At 73.2% G+C, this 16,275-nt stretch carries 14 protein-coding genes; 8 read left to right on the top strand and 6 right to left on the bottom strand.

The genetic code is table 11. From position 1 onward, the window contains the following. The first annotated feature begins 1 nt into the window (after position 1). Both ACFVVA_RS23170 and ACFVVA_RS23165 read left to right on the top strand, forming a co-directional pair. Positions 2 to 745, top strand: coding sequence for a response regulator transcription factor (locus ACFVVA_RS23170; protein ID WP_387692164.1), 744 nt, complete (start codon positions 2 to 4; stop codon positions 743 to 745). Beyond that, on the top strand, positions 735 to 2,789 hold the full coding sequence (locus ACFVVA_RS23165) for a sensor histidine kinase (protein WP_387692162.1): 2,055 nt from the start codon (positions 735 to 737) through the stop codon (positions 2,787 to 2,789). Before ACFVVA_RS23170 ends, ACFVVA_RS23165 begins: the two co-directional genes overlap by 11 nt. A 38-nt stretch (positions 2,790 to 2,827) precedes the next feature. Here ACFVVA_RS23165 and ACFVVA_RS23160 read toward each other — a convergent pair whose 3' ends face one another. Continuing rightward, positions 2,828 to 4,507, bottom strand: coding sequence for a hypothetical protein (locus ACFVVA_RS23160; protein ID WP_387692161.1), 1,680 nt, complete (start codon positions 4,505 to 4,507; stop codon positions 2,828 to 2,830). A 246-nt stretch (positions 4,508 to 4,753) separates the two neighbouring features. Here ACFVVA_RS23160 and ACFVVA_RS23155 point away from each other — a divergent pair, with 246 nt between their 5' ends. Genes ACFVVA_RS23155 through ACFVVA_RS23145 form a run of 3 tightly spaced genes read left to right on the top strand, consistent with a single transcriptional unit; the run spans position 4,754 to position 7,409 of the window. Continuing rightward, a complete protein-coding gene (locus ACFVVA_RS23155) occupies positions 4,754 to 5,836 on the top strand; it encodes an NAD-dependent epimerase/dehydratase family protein (protein WP_387692159.1) in 1,083 nt (360 codons plus the stop codon). 59 nt (positions 5,837 to 5,895) lie between these two features. Continuing rightward, positions 5,896 to 6,390, top strand: coding sequence for an NUDIX domain-containing protein (locus tag ACFVVA_RS23150; protein WP_387692158.1), 495 nt, complete (start codon positions 5,896 to 5,898; stop codon positions 6,388 to 6,390). Positions 6,391 to 6,404: 14 nt separating this feature from the next. Next, entirely contained in the window at positions 6,405 to 7,409 is a 1,005-nt protein-coding gene (locus ACFVVA_RS23145) for a galactokinase (RefSeq protein WP_387692156.1), read from the top strand. Positions 7,410 to 7,424: 15 nt separating this feature from the next. On the opposite strand, the gene ACFVVA_RS23140 is transcribed toward ACFVVA_RS23145, so the two are convergent. From ACFVVA_RS23140 to ACFVVA_RS23125, 4 genes are all read right to left on the bottom strand, one after another. Then, positions 7,425 to 8,522: a radical SAM protein gene (locus ACFVVA_RS23140; RefSeq protein WP_359904638.1), complete on the bottom strand. Its 1,098-nt coding sequence runs from the start codon at positions 8,520 to 8,522 to the stop codon at positions 7,425 to 7,427. Between the two features lie 62 nt (positions 8,523 to 8,584). Next, positions 8,585 to 9,409, bottom strand: coding sequence for a carbohydrate ABC transporter permease (locus ACFVVA_RS23135; RefSeq protein WP_387692153.1), 825 nt, complete (start codon positions 9,407 to 9,409; stop codon positions 8,585 to 8,587). Continuing rightward, positions 9,406 to 10,317 (bottom strand): carbohydrate ABC transporter permease, encoded by a 912-nt coding sequence (locus ACFVVA_RS23130; protein ID WP_387692151.1) that lies wholly within the window; start codon positions 10,315 to 10,317, stop codon positions 9,406 to 9,408. Before ACFVVA_RS23130 ends, ACFVVA_RS23135 begins: the two co-directional genes overlap by 4 nt. After that, the gene (locus tag ACFVVA_RS23125; protein ID WP_387692149.1) at positions 10,307 to 11,569 is read right to left on the bottom strand and encodes an extracellular solute-binding protein; all 1,263 of its coding nucleotides are present in this window, start codon (positions 11,567 to 11,569) and stop codon (positions 10,307 to 10,309) included. Before ACFVVA_RS23125 ends, ACFVVA_RS23130 begins: the two co-directional genes overlap by 11 nt. A 222-nt stretch (positions 11,570 to 11,791) precedes the next feature. Here ACFVVA_RS23125 and ACFVVA_RS23120 point away from each other — a divergent pair, with 222 nt between their 5' ends. Beyond that, a complete protein-coding gene (locus ACFVVA_RS23120; protein WP_387692147.1) occupies positions 11,792 to 12,967 on the top strand; it encodes a serine/threonine protein kinase in 1,176 nt (391 codons plus the stop codon). Between the two features lie 19 nt (positions 12,968 to 12,986). After that, positions 12,987 to 13,736 carry an HAD family hydrolase gene (locus ACFVVA_RS23115; RefSeq protein ID WP_387692145.1) on the top strand — a complete coding sequence of 250 codons (750 nt, stop codon included), beginning with the start codon at positions 12,987 to 12,989 and terminating at the stop codon, positions 13,734 to 13,736. Here ACFVVA_RS23115 and ACFVVA_RS23110 read toward each other — a convergent pair. Then, complete coding sequence (locus ACFVVA_RS23110) at positions 13,687 to 15,015, bottom strand: N,N-dimethylformamidase beta subunit family domain-containing protein (RefSeq protein WP_387692143.1); 1,329 nt, start codon at positions 15,013 to 15,015, stop codon at positions 13,687 to 13,689. The two genes, ACFVVA_RS23115 and ACFVVA_RS23110, sit on opposite strands and share 50 nt — an antisense overlap. A 400-nt stretch (positions 15,016 to 15,415) precedes the next feature. Here ACFVVA_RS23110 and ACFVVA_RS23105 point away from each other — a divergent pair, with 400 nt between their 5' ends. Next, positions 15,416 to 16,261 (top strand): class I SAM-dependent methyltransferase, encoded by an 846-nt coding sequence (locus tag ACFVVA_RS23105; RefSeq protein ID WP_387692141.1) that lies wholly within the window; start codon positions 15,416 to 15,418, stop codon positions 16,259 to 16,261. Positions 16,262 to 16,275 lie beyond the last annotated feature (14 nt).

Raw genomic sequence — 16,275 nt, 5'->3', positions numbered from 1 at the left:
TATGTGCGCACATGTGGTGGTTGCCGAGGACGATCCCAAACAGGCCGACCTCATCCGCTTGTACCTGGAACGCGAAGGCCACCGCGTCGACGTCGTCCACGACGGCCGGGCCGCCCTGGAGCGGGCCCGCCTCGGATCGGTGCAACTCCTCGTCCTCGACGTGATGATGCCCGTCCTGGACGGCCTGGACGTGTGCCGCACCCTGCGCGCCGAGTCCGCCCTGCCGGTGCTGATGCTGACCGCCCGCACCGCCGAGGAGGACCTCCTGCTCGGACTCGACCTCGGCGCCGACGACTACCTCACCAAGCCCTACAGCCCCCGGGAACTGGTCGCCCGGGTCCGCGCCCTGCTGCGCCGCGGCTCCCGGCCGGCCCCGGCCCCGGACGCCCACGGCGGCCGGGACGCCCAGGACGCGTCCGGGCCGCGGGCCGTCCTGCGGGTCGGACCGCTCACCGTCGACCCGCTGCGCCACGAGGTCACCGCCCACGGCCGTCGGATCGGCTGCACACCCGCCGAGTTCCGGCTGCTGGAAGTGCTGGCCGGCCAGCCGGGCCGGGTCTTCACCCGCGCCCAGCTGCTGGAACACCTGCACGGCATCGACCGCTACATCACCACCCGCACCGTCGACACCCATGTGATGAACCTGCGCCGCAAGATCGAACCGGACGCGCGCCGCCCCGTCGCCCTCCTGACGGTGTACGGCATCGGCTACAAGCTCGCGGAGGAGCCGCCCGGTGCGTCCTGACACCCCGCTGCGCCGCAGCCTGACGGTCCGGCTGCTCGCGCTCTCCGCCCTGGTCTCCCTGTGCTCCATCGCAGCGACCGCCTGGCTGGCCGCCCGCACCACCACCGGCGCGATCGAGCGGGAGCAGACCCGGGTCCTCGTGGACCACACCCGGATCTACGACGAACTGCTCGGGTACGCCGCGACCCACGCCGACTGGAGTGGGGCGCAGGAGACCGTTCGGCGGCTCGCGGACGCCACCGGGCGCCGCATCGTCCTGGCGACGCCGCGCTTCGAACCGGTCGTGGACTCGGCGGCCGGGGCGGGTGCCGGTGCCGCTCCCGTTTCCGTGAACGGGCCCGAGAGCGGTCCCGCGCCGACGGCGGGTGAGCGGACGGCCCTGCCCCGTACGCCCACCACCACGGTGGACCCGCTCGCCGTCGACATCGCCATGCTGCCCGGCGCACCGAGCGACCGGATCGACGCCCGCGCGGCGGGACCGTTCCGGCCGACCGCCGCCGAGCAGGCGACCCTGCGGGCCGCCCTGCTGCGGCAGGCGGACTGCCTCCGGTCGGCGCTCGGCATCGAGGCGACCGTCACCGACGACCTCGCCGGGCGGCCGCGGCTGCGGACCACCGACGACCGCGCCGACGGTGTGCGCTGCGCGTCCCCCGTGGTGATGGCGGCCCCGACCGACACCGAGCGCGCCGCGCTCACCGACCTCACCGCGCTGGTCAACGCCTGCCTGGCCCGCCGGCAGGCCGGTCCCGTCACCCTGTCGCTGGGGCCGGACGGGATCCCGGCAGGGCCGGCGCCGCAGGACCGGGCGATGTCCGCCTGCCTGACCAACGCCCGCCGGCAGCAGCTCGTCCAGTACGTGGCGCCGCCCGTGCTGCTGTTCGTCGACACCCCGGTGACCGCCCCGAAGGGCACCGGCGCCGGAGCCGGGGGCGAGGCCCCGACGGCGGTCTCCGCGTCGATCCCCGCCCACCCCGGACGGGTCGCCGAGGTCGCGGCCCTGGTGCTGTCGGTGACCGTGGCGGTCACGGTGACGGTCGGCCTGCGGCTCTCCCGGCCGCTGCACGCCCTCACCCACGCCGCCCGGCGGATGGCCGACGGGGACCTCTCGGCCCGGGTCGACGTGACCGGCCGCGGCGAGATCGCCGGACTCGCCGCCGCCTTCAACGCGATGGCGGAACGGCGCGGGCAACTGGAGGACCTGCGCAAGGCGATGGTGGGCGACATCGCGCACGAGCTGCGCACCCCGCTGAGCAACATCCGCGGCTGGCTGGAGGCCGTCGAGGACGGCGTCGCCACGGCCGACCGGGCGCTGACGGGCTCGCTGCTCGAAGAGGCTCTGTTGCTCCAGCACCTCATCGACGACCTGAAGGACCTGGCCGCCGCCGACGCGGGCGAACTGGCCCTGTACCGCGAACCCGTGGATGTCGAGGACCTGTTGGCCCAGGTCGCCACCGCGCACGGAGCCCGGGCCCGGGCGTCCGGAGTAGCCCTGGCGCTGGCCGTCGGGCATTCCCGGGACGCGTCGTCCGGGAGCGCGCCGGGTGGGACCGCGTCGTCCCGGAACGTGTCGTCCGGGAGCGAGCCGGACGGCTCGGCGGCCGGAGCCGAGCTGTTCGCCGACCCGGTGCGCCTGCGCCAGGCCGTCGGCAACCTGGTCGCCAACGCGGTCCGGCACACCCCGGCGGGCGGCACGGTCACCCTGCGGGCCCGCACCGACGCCGACGCCGTTCTCATCGAGGTCGCCGACACCGGCAGCGGCATCGCCGAGGCGGACCTGCCGCTGGTGTTCGAGCGCTTCTGGCGGGCGGAGAAGTCCCGCAGCCGTCGGACCGGCGGCAGCGGTCTCGGCCTCGCCATCGTCCGCAAGCTCGCCGAGGTCCACGACGGCAGCGTCCGGGTGGCCAGTACCCCGGGCAGGGGCTCGGTGTTCACCGTGCGCCTGCCGCTGGCCCCGACAGCGGCGTCGGGGCCGGCGGGCCGGGGCGGCCGGAAGGAGCCGGGGGCGACGGCCGCGCCGCGCCCGGGGGTGCCGAGCCGCTCGTAGGCGCCCCGGCCGCCGGCCCGCCGCCCGCCGCCCGCGGGTCAGACGACGGTGAGCAGCGTGCCCTCGTACGCGAGCCACTGGGCGAAGGCGTGCAGTCCCTTGGCATGCCCGGTCGCCGGTGTCCAGCCGGGTGGGCGGGGGCCGTCCGGGAACGCCGGCCGGGCGGCGGGCAGCCCGGGTGCCGGTGGATCGGTCCGGACCGGCACCGGGCGGACGGCGGCGTGCACGGCGTGCGCCAACTCGCCGAGCGTGGCGGGCTTTTCGCCCGCGACGCGCAGGGCGCGGGCGGTGGGCCGGGTGCGCAGCACGGCCAGCACGGCGTCGGCCAGGTCGTCCGTGTAGACGGGGTGCACCTCGGTGTCGGGGCCCTCCTGGACGACCACCGGCCGGCTGCGCAGGGCGTCCCACACCATGCGGCCGACGAGGGTGTCCCGGGAGCAGCCGGGGCCGTACACCTCGTCCACGGCCAGGGTGTACGGCCGGGGGTCGTCGGGCAGGTGGACCCTCAGTTCCCGGGCCGGGGCTCCCGGGCGCAGGCCGGTCAGGTCGAGGACGGCGTCGGGCGCCGCGTCGCCGGTGAGGTCGGCCAGTCTGCGTGCGAGGTGCTCGCCGAGCGGTGTGGCGCCGCCGCGCAGGGTGAGGCCGGCGGGCCGCCGGGGCCGGCGGGAGGCCGGGCGGTGGGCGGCCTCGTGTCCGGCGGCCAGTGCGCGTCGTGCCACGGCGGCCAGGGCCTCGCGGCGTTCGGCGAGGTGTTCCTCGGTGCTGGTGTTGCTGATGCCGCCGGGCCCGATCGTCGCGATCGCCTCGGCGTACACCTCGGCCCGTACCGCGGGCGCGGAGCCGTCGACGTCCAGGCCGAGGCGGGCGGCCTCGTGGCCCATGGCGAGGGCCGTGAGCCAGGTCCCGCGGACGTCCGGCGCGTCCGGCTCCGGCCCGGGCGGCGCGAACAGCGTGCGGGGCAGGCCGAGGCCGTGCAGGTACTGCTCGCAGTCCAGGTGCAGCCAGCGTTCGGGGCCCGGCCCGGTGACCCGTACCGCGCAGCGGGCGACGCCGTACTTGAGGAACGGCAGGACCGTCAGGCCGGTCAGCCGGTTCCCCTCGTCGCCGGGCCGGTCGCCGGGCAGGAAGCAGACCGAACGGCGCGGCCCCCGGAAGGCGTTGCCCGAGATCGAGCCGCGGTCCTGGTGCTCGGCGAGGTTGGGGACGGAGACGTAGCGGGGGACGCCGGCGTCCCGGAGGTAGCGGTGCATCAGGATGTCGTCGGGCCAGCCGCCGAGGCGCTCGCGGCCGTAGCGGACGAAGCCCTCGGCGACGGCCCGGGGGAGCACGATTGCGACGCACGGGAAGTACTCGTTGACCGCGCCGATCCAGCGGGCGCCGGCCATGGCGCCGAAGCGGGCCGCGGCCCCGTTGCGGGAGTCCCACAGGGCGAACAGGGCCAGTGCCGCGTCCGGCATCGCGTCGACGGCGAGGCGGACCCGTTCGAAGAACGTTTCGGACAACAGCATGTCGTCCTGGACGACCAGTTGGTGGGTTGCGCCGTCCTCGACGGCCTCCCAGGCGGCGAGTGCCGTGCGCAGCACCGAGGGGGTGCCGGTGGGGTCCGGGTCCATGACGACGCGCAGCGCGCCCGGGGGCGCCGCCAGGGCCATCCGCTCGGCGGCCCGCCGGCGCTTCGGGTGGGTCATGACCACCCCGCTGAGCTGATGGAGCGTCATCTCATTTCCCTGTCTCTGGTGGGGCGTAAGGGACTTGGTGGACCCAATGGAGCGATCGGCTACTGCGGGTGCCACCGGTTCCGGACAGTACGGATCGCGCCGAGGGCTGGCAAGAGTGCCGAATTCGCACTGGCGGAGCGGTTGGAGATCCACGGATGCTGGGCTGGCACGCCACCTTCCGTGTGAAGCCTGTGGCTGTGTGTGAGCGCGCATCCGAGTTCGCCGTCTCCACGGAAAGGGACACACATGTCCGCTGGATCGCACGCGCCATCGAACGAAGCCGGAGCCGACGGGGGCGAGAGCGTCGAGGCCCGGCTGGAGAAACTGCGCGACGCCCGCGTCGTCGTGACGGGGGGTGGGGGCCTGGTGGGCAGCCGGCTCAGCGCCCTGCTGTGCCGGGCCGGTGCCGAGGTGGCCGTCCTGGACCGGATGGACGCCTATCCCGAGTCCGGCCACGCGGTCTTCGGGGTGGAGGGGAGCGGGGCCCGGCTCGTCGTCGGCGACGTGTGCGACCGCGACACGGTCTCCGGGCTGCTCCGGGACGCCGACTTCGTGGTCCACGCCGCCGCCTACGCGGACGTGGCCGCCTGCACCCGGAATCCCGGCATCGCCTTCCGGGCCAATGTGCAGGGCACCCAGGTCGTCCTGGAGGAGGCGGCCCGGGCGCGGATCCGCCGCCTGGTGCTGGTCTCGTCCGCGTCCGTGTACGGCGACGGCCCCGCCGACTCGCCGGGCCCGCACGTGTTCCACGAGGACCAGCCGCTGTTCCCGCTGTCGGTGTACGCGAACGGCAAGCTGTGGGCGGAGCACCAGACCCGGCTGCTGCTGGGGGCGTCGTCGGGGTGCGAGCACGCGATCGTCCGGTACTTCTCGGTGTACGGGGAGCCGCAGATCCCCAAGCCGGGCAGCCACTCCTGGATGGTCCCGTGGCTGTCCCTGCAGGCCCGGCTCGGCCGTCCCATGCGCCTGAACGGGGGCGGCGTCCAGGTGCGCGACCTGGTGCACGTCGAGGACGTGGCCGAGGCGACGGCGCTGGCGCTCGTGGAGGAGGGGATGGCGGGCCGGACGGTGAACGTGGGCACGGGCCGCCCGACGTCCGTCCGGGAGGTCGCGGACCTGCTCACCCCCTACTTCCCGGGGGCGCGCCGGATCGTCACCCCGCGCCCCGAGGGTGATCCGCTCGGGGGCTACGCCTCCACGGAGCGGTGCCGGGAGCTGCTGCGCTGGCGGGCCCGGATCGACGTGGCGCAGGGCGTGGACCGGTACGTGCGGTGGCTGGAGTCGACACCCGAGGCGGTGCCGCGCTGGCTGGTGGAGGAGAACGCGTGACAGTCTGTGGCGCCGTGGACGTCCGCCGTGGGGCGGGCCGCGAAGGAGGCGGTGCGGGCATGGGTTACGTCGGGTCGTACACCTGGTCGTTGCGTCAGAAGGTCGGCGGCAGAAAGCTGTTGATGCCCGGGGCCCAGGTCCTGCTGCTCGACGCGGCCGGCCGGGGGCTGTTCCAGCAGCGGGTCGACAACGGCGTGTGGGAGCTGCCGGCGGGCGCCTGCGAGGAGGACGGGGGCTTCGCCGACGCGGCCGTCCGCGAGGTGGCGGAGGAGACCGGGCTGCGGGTGGAGAAGGAGGACCTGGTCGCGTTCGGGTCGCTGTCCGATCCGGCCGTGCACACCCTGACCTACCCGAACGGGGACGTCACCCACTGCTTCGCGCTGTGCTTCGTGGCCCGGCGCTGGTCGGGGGAGCTCGCCTTGGGGGCGGACGAGGTGCGCCGGGCGGAGTTCCGGCGCCTCGACGATCCGCCGGGGCCGCTGCACCCGCCCACGGCGGTGGTGCTGTCGATGTACCGGGCGTTCGTCGCCGAGGGGAGGTTCCAGGCCGGATGAGCGAGGAGCACCGGATGAGCGAAGAGCGCCGGACGAGCGAGGAGGATCCGATCCGCGCCGCGGTGCCGTGCCGGGCGTGCCTGTCGGGGGAGGACCTGGACTGGCTGGGGGCGGGCCGCTCGGTCAGCCTCGCCCTCGACCTGCCGACCACGGTCGAGGTGCTGCCGGGGACGGCGGCCGTCGCGGAGACGGCCGGCGACTGGCCGGCCGAGGTGTGGACCTTCCTGCGCGCCCGGCTCCCCGGGCTGGCCCCCGCCCCGCCGCCGGTGCGCGTCCGCAGCGAGGCGCCCCCCGCGAGCGGGCTGTCCTCGTCCACGGCGCTGATCGTGGCGCTGTTCCGGGCCTTCGCCGAGGCCGGGGCGCCGGCCGGCGAGCGGGTGCCGGAGCGCTCGATCGTCCAGTGGGCGTACGAGTTCGAGTTCGCCCGGTTCAACGGCGGCGGCATGGACCACCTCGCCGTCGCCGAGGGCGGCGCGCTGCTGATCGACGGCCGGGAGCACGGGCTGCCGGTCGTCAGGGAGCGGCTGGAGTTCCCGGACGACTGGCGGGTGGTCGTGGTGGATTCGGGCACCCGGAAGAACACCGGCGACCACATCCGTACGGTGCGGGCGCAGCTCGCGGCCGGCGATCCCGCCCTCGCGGCGTACCGGTCCGAGGCCGACCGGGCCTCGGCCGCCGCGTGGACGGCGCTGCGCGGACGCGACCACGAGGCGCTGGGGGAGGCGATGGCCCGGGCGCACGCGGCGATGCGCGACCACCAGGGCATGTCGACCCCGCTCCTGGAGGAGCTGCGGACGGTGGCGCTGCGCGCCGTCGGCCTGCCGCTGAAGCTCAGCGGGGCCGGGGGCGGCGGCTCGCTGGTCGGGGTGTGCCGCGCGGGCGACGCGCCCGCGGTGGTGGCGGGCCTGGCCGGCGCGCTGCGCGGCCGGTACCCCGGGGCGCGGGTGATCCCCGCCCGGGCGGCGGCGGGGAGCCGCGGTGCCCGGGCGGGGGATCGGGTCGGCGTCAGCGCGGTGTGACGGTCACGACGACGGTCACAGGAACGGGTCGTAGTCCTCCTGGAGGGGGACTGCGCCCGTTCCCTCCGCGATCTGCTCCAGTTCCAGGTTGGAGCGATGCCGCGCGCAGTGGAAGCGGCAGTCCCGGCTCGGGTCGATGATGCCGCGGTCGGAGCCCTGCCAGATGTCGGCCAGGCTGTCGGTGACGGCGTCGCCGATCCTGGCCATCGGGTTGCCGCGGTGGTAGGCGCAGACGTACACGCCGGACGGGGTGATCAGGGTGCGCAGTTCGGCGACCCGGCAGCGGTGGTACTCCTTGGGCTGGACGGGGCCGGTGTGCCGGCGCAGGGAGGTGAGCGTGGAGGAGTTGACGAGCTGGAAGGTGTCGCTCTCCAGCCGGGCCGCCTCGGCGAGCTGGCGGTCGACCGCGTCGAGGATGTCCTGGGACACCTGGATGACGTGGTGCTCCTCGTCGAACATCGCCTTGGTCTCGAAGTAGTCGCAGCCGATGTCGTGGGCGAGTTCGGCGGCGCGCAGCACCTCGGTGTGGTTGCTGACGGTCCGGCCGTCCGGCTCCCGGCGGGTCATGACGAGGAAGGAGTAGCCGAGGGCGCCGCTCTTCGCCTCGGCGAGCAGCCGCATGTTCGCGACGACCTTGTCGAAGACGCTGCGGCCCTTGCGGTCGGGGCGGAAGAGGCCGTACGTCCCGGCGGTGCCGGCGTCCATCGAGACGCGGACCCAGGTGGCGTAGCGGGCGAGTTCGGTGAGGTTCTTGTCGATCATGGTGCCGTTGGTGACGACCCCGACGGCCAGGCCCGCCTCACCGAGGATGCGCAGGACCTTGCGGGTGCCCCGGTGGGCGAGCGGCTCGCCGCCTCCGATCAGCACCACGCCCCGGACGGACAGGGCGACCAGCTCCTCGGCGAGCGCCGCCAGCCGTTCGGGGGTGAAGCGGCCCTGGTTGAGGAGCTTTCCGCTGATGCACTCGGGGCAGGCCAGGTCGCAGAAGGTCGTCGGATCGAGGTCCACGACGAGTGGCGCGCCGGAGGCGGCTCCCGAGGCGGCCTCCAGGACACGGGGCCAGCCGGACGGCTGGTACAGCTTGGACACGAGATCGAGGCGGTCGTGCGTCACGGAATCCTCCTGTGGACGTGAACGGGGTGCCGCCGGGAGAGCGGGGCCTGCTGCGCTCGCGGTCAGCCCTTGACCGCGCCGGCCGCGAGGCCGGAGGCGATCCTGCGCTGGACGACGAGGAAGAAGACCACGACGGGCAGGGCGGTCAGCGTGGCGCCCGCCATGAGACCGCCGTAGTCGGTCCCGAAGCTGGTCTGGAAGGAGACCAGCCAGATGCTGACGGTCTGCTTCTTCGGACTCGACAGCAGGACGTAGACGAGGACGTACTCGTTCCACGCCTGGACGAGGGCGAAGACGGAGGTGGCGACGATGCCGGGGGCGAGCAGTGGCAGCACCACCCGGCGGAAGGCGCCGAGGCGGCCGCAGCCGTCGACCATGGCCGCCTCCTCCAGTTCCACCGGGACACCGGCGATGAAGCCGCGCAGCATCCACACCGTGAAGGGCAGCGTGAACACCAGGTAGGTGAGGATCACGCCGGCGAGGCTGTCGGTCATCCCGACGTCGTTCAGCAGCAGGTACACGGGGATGATCAGGGCCGTCAGCGGGACCATCTGGACGATCAGGATCACCACGACGAAGGCCCTGCGGCCGGCGAAGCGGAACCGGGCGAGGGCGAAGGCGGCGAGGGCGCCGACGACCAGCGACACCAGGACGGTGCCGAGGCCGATGACCACGCTGGAGCGGACGTTGGCCCAGAAGGTCTCGGTGCCCAGCGCCCGGGCGAAGTTGTCGAGCGTGAACCGGCCCGGCCAGAACTCCGGCGGCAGGCGCAGGATCTCGGTGGCCGGCCGGAACGCCGTGAGCACCATCCAGTAGACCGGGAAGCCGATCACCGCGGCGACGAGCAGCCCGAGGAGGTCGCGGCCCAGGGACCGCCGCCGCCTCATTCGACCTCTCCCGTCCGGAACATCTGACGCAGGTACACGACAGAACCGGCGAGCAGCAGCACGACGGTCACCAGCGCGATCGCGGCCCCGGTGCTGTACCGGTTGACGGCGAAGGACTCGATGAAGGAGTAGACGCCCAACAGGTAGTACTCCCGCTCGGGCTGGCCGCCGCGCATCAGCCAGATCTGGTTGAAGACGCCGAAGTCCCAGATGGCCGACAGCGTGGTGACCATGACGAGGACCGGTCTGATCACCGGCAGGGTCACGTGCCGGAAGACCTGGAACGGCCGGGCCCCGTCGAGCACCGCGGACTCCTCCAACTCGGGCGGGACCTGGGCCAGCGCGGCCCGCAGGGTGATCGCGGCGAACGGCAGCGAGCCCCACACCACGACGGCGACGATGACGGAGAACCCCTGCCAGGGGTCGGTGAACCAGTTGTGGCGGGTCAGGTCGACCCCGGGCAGGTTCGAGAGCAGCCAGTTCACCACGCCGTAGTCGGCGTCGAAGAGCCAGCGGAAGATCGACGCGGCGACCATGGCGGGCATCGCCCACACGGTCACCAGCACCCCGGCGATGACGGCGCGCACCCACGGGGAGACCCGGTGCATCAGCTGGGCCGTGAACAGCCCGCAGAGCACGGTGAGGACGACGCACACCGCGGTGAAGAGCACCGTGCGGGCCACCACCGTCCAGAAGAACCCGTCACCGAGGATCCGGCGGAACTGGTCCAGCCCGGCCCACGGCGGCGACGTGCCGCTGAACAGCTGCTCGCGGGTCATGTCCTGGAAGGAGAGGACGACCATGTCCACGAGCGGGTAGCCGAGCACCAGGACGAGCGCGAGGACGGTCGGGCCGATCAGGAGGTACGGCAGCAGCGGACGCCGCCGCCGGCCCCGGTCAGCGCTCATTGACCACTTCGTCGATCCGCTGGTCCGCCTCCCGCGCGGCGTCCTGCACCGACGCCTTGCCGTTGGCGATCCGTTCGAGCATCTCGGGCAGGACGTTGGACTTCTCCACCGACGTCCAGCCCGGCGCGAACGGGGTCATCCAGCCGCCGGTGGCCGCGGCCTGGGCGGCAGGCCCGTTGATGCCGCCGCCGGCGACCTCGGCCAGCTGGACGGTGTTGTTGGGCAGGGTGTTCGCGGCGATCAGCGTCTTCTGCGACTCCCGGTCGGTGAACAGCTTGATCCAGTCGGCGGCCAGGTCCTTGCGCGTCGACTTGGCCGGCACGGCCAGGGTGGAGCCGCCGAGGAACGGCGGCAGGAGCTTCCCGGACGGGCCGGGGAAGGGGAAGGTGGCGAACTTGTCCTTCAGCTTCGGATCCCCGCCGGAGCGTTCGTCGGCGGCGGCGTCGGCCTCCCAGGTGTTGCCGTAGAAGACGCCCACGTGGCCCTGGCCGACGACGGCCGGCTGGTCGCCGTTGTCCTTGGCGCGGTCGCCCACGTAGTAGGCGTCGATCAGCCGCTTCCACTCGGTGAGCCCGGCGACGGACTTCGGCGAGGACAGCGAGGCCTTCCAGCGGTCGCCGTCCTTCACCGCGATCTCGCCGCCCGCGTCCTTCACGAAGGCCATCGCCGCGTACCAGTAGCGGCCGGGCATGTAGAAGGCGGAGAAGTTCGGGTCCTGGGCGCCGACGGTGCTCTTCAGCTTGTCGAACGCGGACAGGAGCTCGGGGTACGTCCTCGGGGCGCCCGGCACGCCGGCCCGGTCGAAGTAGTCGGTGCGGTACACACCGACCCGGGCCCCGACGTAGTAGGGCACGCAGTACGTCTTCCCGTTGTTGCGGCAGGCGTCGGCGAGCGCCGGCAGCCAGGCGTCCGACTGGTCGAAGCGGGCCGGTTCGACGGGGGCGAAGGCACCGTTGACGATGTAGTTGGTGGTCTCGCTGTTGCCCATCTCCACCACGTCGGGCACGTTCTTCCCGGCGAGGACGGCGTCCAGTTTCTGGTTCTTCGTCGTCCACTGCTGGTACTGGACGTCGACCTGGATCCCGGGGTGCTCCTTGGCGAAACGGTCGTTGGTGGACTGGACCAATTGTGGCCAACTCTCCTGGGCGTCCACGGCCAGCCACACCGTCAGCTTGCCGCCGGCTCCGGAGCCGCCGCCCGATCCGGAACCGCACCCGGCCACGGCCAGGGACAGCAGCAATGTGAGAACCAAGGGGCGAGAGGGCACGCGAATGGCCATGGGGTCTCCAAGTTCGCTATGGGGGTGGTCTTCTGACTACCCGTCCGATCACCCCGCGGCGCGGAGGCGCGGACATTCGGCCGGAAGATGACGTTCGGTGTCCCGCAGAGGGCGCAGCGCCTTGACTCCTCCCGGGTGGTCCCCGCAGGTTGGGCCTCTGCGTCACCCACGCGACCCCCATCGAAGGGCTTGTACGTGACCGAGCAGACGACGACCGCGCCCGATGCGACCCCCGACACCACCGAACGGCCGGTGCGGGTCAACGCCTGGAACGGCTGGGACCCCCTGCGTCATGTGATCGTCGGGCGCGCCGAGGGCACCGTGGTCCAGGCCCCCGAGCACGCGGTCCGCCGGGACTACCCCGACGACGGCTTCCCGCTGGGAACCCACGGCCCGATGCCCGCCGACATGGTCGCCGAGGCCGAGCAGCAGCTCGACGACTTCGCCGAACTGCTGCGCCGCCGCGGCATCCGCGTCGACCGCCCCACCCCCGTCGACTTCACCCGGCAGGTCAGCACCCCCGAGTGGACCCAGGACTCCATGTTCGGCTGCATGCCGCCCCGGGACCTGCTGCTGACCGTCGGCAACGAGGTCCTGGAAGCGACCATGTCCTACCGCAGCCGCTGGCACGAGTACCTGTGCTACCGGCCCGTGCTGCAGGGCCTGTTCGAGGCCGACGAGCGCATGCGCTGGGAGGCCGCCCCGAAACCGCGGCTCACCGACGCCTCGTACCACACCGAGTTCTGGGACACCTACAACGACCTGTCCACCGAGGAGCAGCTGGCCCGGGTCCGCGACTACGACCTGGTGCTGACCGAGGCCGAGCCGCTGTTCGACGCCGCCGACGTCGCCCGCTTCGGCAAGGACCTGTTCGTCCAACTGTCCTTCGTCACCAACCGCAGCGGCTACCAGTGGCTCAAGCGCCACTTCCCCGACCACCGGGTGCACGCCGTGACCTCCACCAACACCCACCCGCTGCACATCGACGCCACCTGGGTGCCGCTGCGCCCCGGCCTGGTGCTGCACTGCGGCGAGCGGCTCGCGGACGCCGAGTTGATGGAGTTCTTCCGCCTCAACGACTGGGAAATCGTCGAGGCGGTGCAGCCCGCGAGCTGGGACCACCCGCCGAAGCTGTCGTTCTGCAGCCCGTGGCTCGCCGGGAACATGCTGAACCTCGACGAGAACACCCTGTGCATCGAGGAGAACGAGGTCCGGCTGGCGGAGCAACTCTCCTCGTACGGCTTCGAGATCGTCCCGGTGCCGTTCCGGGCGGTCGGGCCGTTCGGCGGCGGGCTGCACTGCGCGACCGTCGACATCGAGCGGGACGGCGAACTCCAGGACTACTTCCCGCGCCGGTACGGCCGGTACTGAGGCAGGGCGGGTGCCGAACGTGTCGCCGCCGCAGGTCCGTGCCGTCGTCTTCGACTTCTACGGGACGCTGGTGCGGATGGTCGAGCCACTGCCGCCCGACCACCGCGGCATCTTCGAACGCCGGGGCCTCGCCGCCCAGGGCGCCCGCTGGGGCGACCAGTGGGCGGTGGGCCCCGGCGAGGGCGAGGAGCACGTGGCCCACTCGGTCGGTGAAACCGCCTACCACCGCTGGGAGTTGGACCGGCTGCTGCGCAGGGCCCGGGCCTGCGGGGTGCCGGAGCGCGAACTCGACGACCTGGTCGAGGAGATCGACCGGGTCATGAAGGCCGTCACGCTGGAGCTCTTCGAGGACGCCCGCCCCGTCCTCGGGGAGCTCCGCGACCGGGGCCTGCTGGTGGGCATCTGCTCCAACTGGTTCTGGAACCTGGAGGACCGCGTCGAGGAGGTCGGCCTCGGCGCGGTGGTCGACGTGGTCGTCGGCTCCGCCCGGGCGGGGGCGCGCAAGCCGCACCCGCTGATCTACCGGGCGCTGCTGGAGCGGTGCGGGCTGCGGGCCGGGGAGGTGCTGTTCGTCGGGGACATGTGGGCGCCCGACGTCCTCGGACCGCTCGCCGCCGGGATGCGGCCCGTCCACCTGTGCCGGCCGGACCCGGCGGTGCGCGGAGCCGCACCGCCCCTGCCGGCCGGGGCGGCCCGGATCCGCGGACTGCGGGACCTGCTCAGGGACGCGCCGCGCGGTGCCGCAGCCGGTCCAGCAGGTTGCGGGTGACCCGCACGACGCCGGCGTCCTGTTCCCTCCCGCAGACCACCGGCCAGTCGGTGGTGCCCGCGGTGAACACGGTGCCGCCGGCGGTGTGCACGCCCATGGTCGCGGCCCGGGGGCTGGTGAGGCCCGGCTCCCGGACCGGGCCGTTCCAGTGGCCCCACTTGAAGTCGTGGAAGTCCTCGTGGACCGGATCGAGGACGTGGATCCCGAGGATGAGGAAGGAGGCGGGAGTGCCGTCCTCGCCGGTCGCCCGGGCCACGCCCCGGGCGTCCCGGGCGTAGGCGGCGCCGTCGCACTCGTACCCGATCAGCGCGGTGCCCGCGCCGAGTCGGTCGGGCTCGCCGCCGTCGGACCCGTCGCGCAGCCCGGTGCCGGCGAACAGCCAGTGGTCGGCGTGCTGGACGGTGTACCCCTCGCGCGGGCGGTCCCCGGGCCACTCGGTGCTCGGCCACATCCCGCCGTTGCGGAAACTCACCCCGGTGAGGGAGTTCTCGGGACGGCCCGCGCCGTCGGGCGGCGCCGGCCACCACTGGTCGGTCGCCGGCAGGTGCGGATACTCGTCCCCCACGTGGTGGTCGGTGTCGGAGACGAAGGCGGTGTTCCCGTCGGTCGGATGAATGCGCCACCAGCACGTGTTGGCGCTGAGGAAGGCGATGTTCCCGCCGTCGTGGACGAATCGCTCGGCGTGGGCGCGCATCGCCTCGCTCCAGTATTCGTCATGGCCGACGCTCAGCAGCAGATCGTACGAGGAGAGAAGTTCCGGGTCCTCGTGGAGGTCGAGATCCGTGCAGAATTCGACCGGGTAGCCGTTGCGCTCCAGCCAGGCGATGAACGGGGCGTCCCAGTAGGCGAGGTCGATGACTCCGCCGGGCCGGTGCAGGCTCACCTTGTGCCCGCGGGGAGCGGCGTCCGCCAGGTACACGGGGTGGTCGTAGAGACTGACGGCGCGTTCCTCGCCCGGCCGGTCGGAGCGGTTGTAGGCGTGCCGGGTGAAGGTCGACTTCTTGTAGAGGATGCGGGACCGGCTGCCGGCCCGCCGGGGCCGCACCACGAAGAACTCGCGGGCGGGGCCCTCGATGCTGCCCGCGTCCAGCGGCGGCAGGCCGTCGCCGCCCTCCTCGACGAACTCGACCAGGTACATCCCCGGAGTCCAGTGGGCGGGCACCGGCAGGTCGAGCGGCGGCCAGCCCCAGCCGTGGGCGGGCGAGGCCCGGCCGGGCACGCCGTCGGGGTGCGGGGGCGGCAGGTGGAGCGAACCGGGGTACCAACCGGTCTCCGCCACCAGGTCCAGGTCCGCGCCCAGCCGGTAGAACCTCAGCCGGAACCGGGCGGCGTCGGTGGAGACGTGAACCGTCAGCCCTCCCTGCGAGTCTCCCCCCGAGTCTCCCCCCGAGTCTCCCCCCGAGGTGACGCTTTCCCGCCCGACATATCCCTCTATCATTCCGCCTCCCCAGCAGAACGACCGGCTCTCGAATGGGTATTCCGGCCGATTCGGCAAGCCATGGTAGGGGGTGCGGGAATTCCGGGCAACGGGCCCGTGAACCGGTCAATTCGGAGCCGCCTTTCGGACAGCGGACCGGGCCGGCCGCGTTCTTCCGGCCGAACGGGGTAGGGCGAAATCCAGCCGCACCCGACCGGCTACCACGAAATCCGTCATCTCCGGTCATCGACAAGGGGCTCTCATGAGCAGTGAATTCCGGGTACGGGAACTCGTCCTGGGAATCGAGGGGCTGGCGCTCCTGCGCCACGCCGTGGACGGGGACGAGACGTTCCTGCGGGAACGCGTCGAGGACATCCGGCGCTTCGCGTCGGGTGACGGGCCGCTGCCGGACGGCGGCGCCGACGTCAGCGAACTCGACGCCGCCGAGGGCTACGCCTCCTGGTCGGCGGTGTACGACTCGCTGCCCAGCTCGTACATCGAGGTCGAGGAACCCGTGCTGCACGGGATCCTCGACACCCTCCCCACGGGCACCGCCCTCGACGCTGCCTGCGGCACCGGTCGCCAGACCGGCGCCCTCGTCTCCCGCGGGCACCGCACCATCGGCGTGGACCAGTCGCCCGAGATGCTGGCCAGAGCCCGCGAGCGCGCCCCCGAGGCCGAGTACCGGCTCGGGCACCTGGAAAAGCTGCCGCTCGACGACGACTCGGTCGATCTCGCGGTCTGCTCGCTGGCCATGACCCACCTGCCGGACCTCGCGGCGGGAGTGTCCGAGCTGGCCCGGGTGGTCCGGCCGGGCGGGCGGATCCTTGTCTCGGACCTGCACCCCTTCGTCATCGCCCTGCAGGGGCAGTGCCTCTTCGTGCACGGCTCCGACCGGCTCGCCTTCATCCGCAACCACGTCCACCTCCCCGGGCGGTACCTGGAGGCGTTCACCGGTGCGGGGCTGCGGGTGCGGGCCTGCCACGAACCGCTCTTCAACGGGCGCCTCGCGCCGGGCGGTTACGAGGAGTTCATCGCGGACGCGGCACGGGCGGCCTGGGACGGGCTGCCGATCGTCATCGTCTGGGACGTCGAAGTCCCCGCGTAGGTCCGGTGGGTCCG

Source organism: Kitasatospora sp. NPDC058048, assembly GCF_042885555.1.
Taxonomy (GTDB): domain Bacteria; phylum Actinomycetota; class Actinomycetes; order Streptomycetales; family Streptomycetaceae; genus Kitasatospora; species Kitasatospora lactacystinica.
Note: the sequence above shows the minus strand (reverse complement) of the source record. Positions and strands in the feature narration are given on the sequence as shown.

Excerpts from the sequence above, each read along its gene's own strand:
- ACFVVA_RS23170 (WP_387692164.1), top strand. The coding sequence starts at position 2 with ATGTGCGCACATGTGGTGGTTGCCGAGGACGATCCCAAACAGGCCGAC.
- ACFVVA_RS23160 (WP_387692161.1), bottom strand. The coding sequence starts at position 4,507 with ATGACGCTCCATCAGCTCAGCGGGGTGGTCATGACCCACCCGAAGCGC.
- ACFVVA_RS23155 (WP_387692159.1), top strand. The coding sequence starts at position 4,754 with ATGTCCGCTGGATCGCACGCGCCATCGAACGAAGCCGGAGCCGACGGG.
- ACFVVA_RS23150 (WP_387692158.1), top strand. The coding sequence starts at position 5,896 with ATGGGTTACGTCGGGTCGTACACCTGGTCGTTGCGTCAGAAGGTCGGC.
- ACFVVA_RS23145 (WP_387692156.1), top strand. The coding sequence starts at position 6,405 with ATGAGCGAAGAGCGCCGGACGAGCGAGGAGGATCCGATCCGCGCCGCG.
- ACFVVA_RS23135 (WP_387692153.1), bottom strand. The coding sequence starts at position 9,409 with ATGAGGCGGCGGCGGTCCCTGGGCCGCGACCTCCTCGGGCTGCTCGTC.
- ACFVVA_RS23130 (WP_387692151.1), bottom strand. The coding sequence starts at position 10,317 with ATGAGCGCTGACCGGGGCCGGCGGCGGCGTCCGCTGCTGCCGTACCTC.
- ACFVVA_RS23105 (WP_387692141.1), top strand. The coding sequence starts at position 15,416 with ATGAGCAGTGAATTCCGGGTACGGGAACTCGTCCTGGGAATCGAGGGG.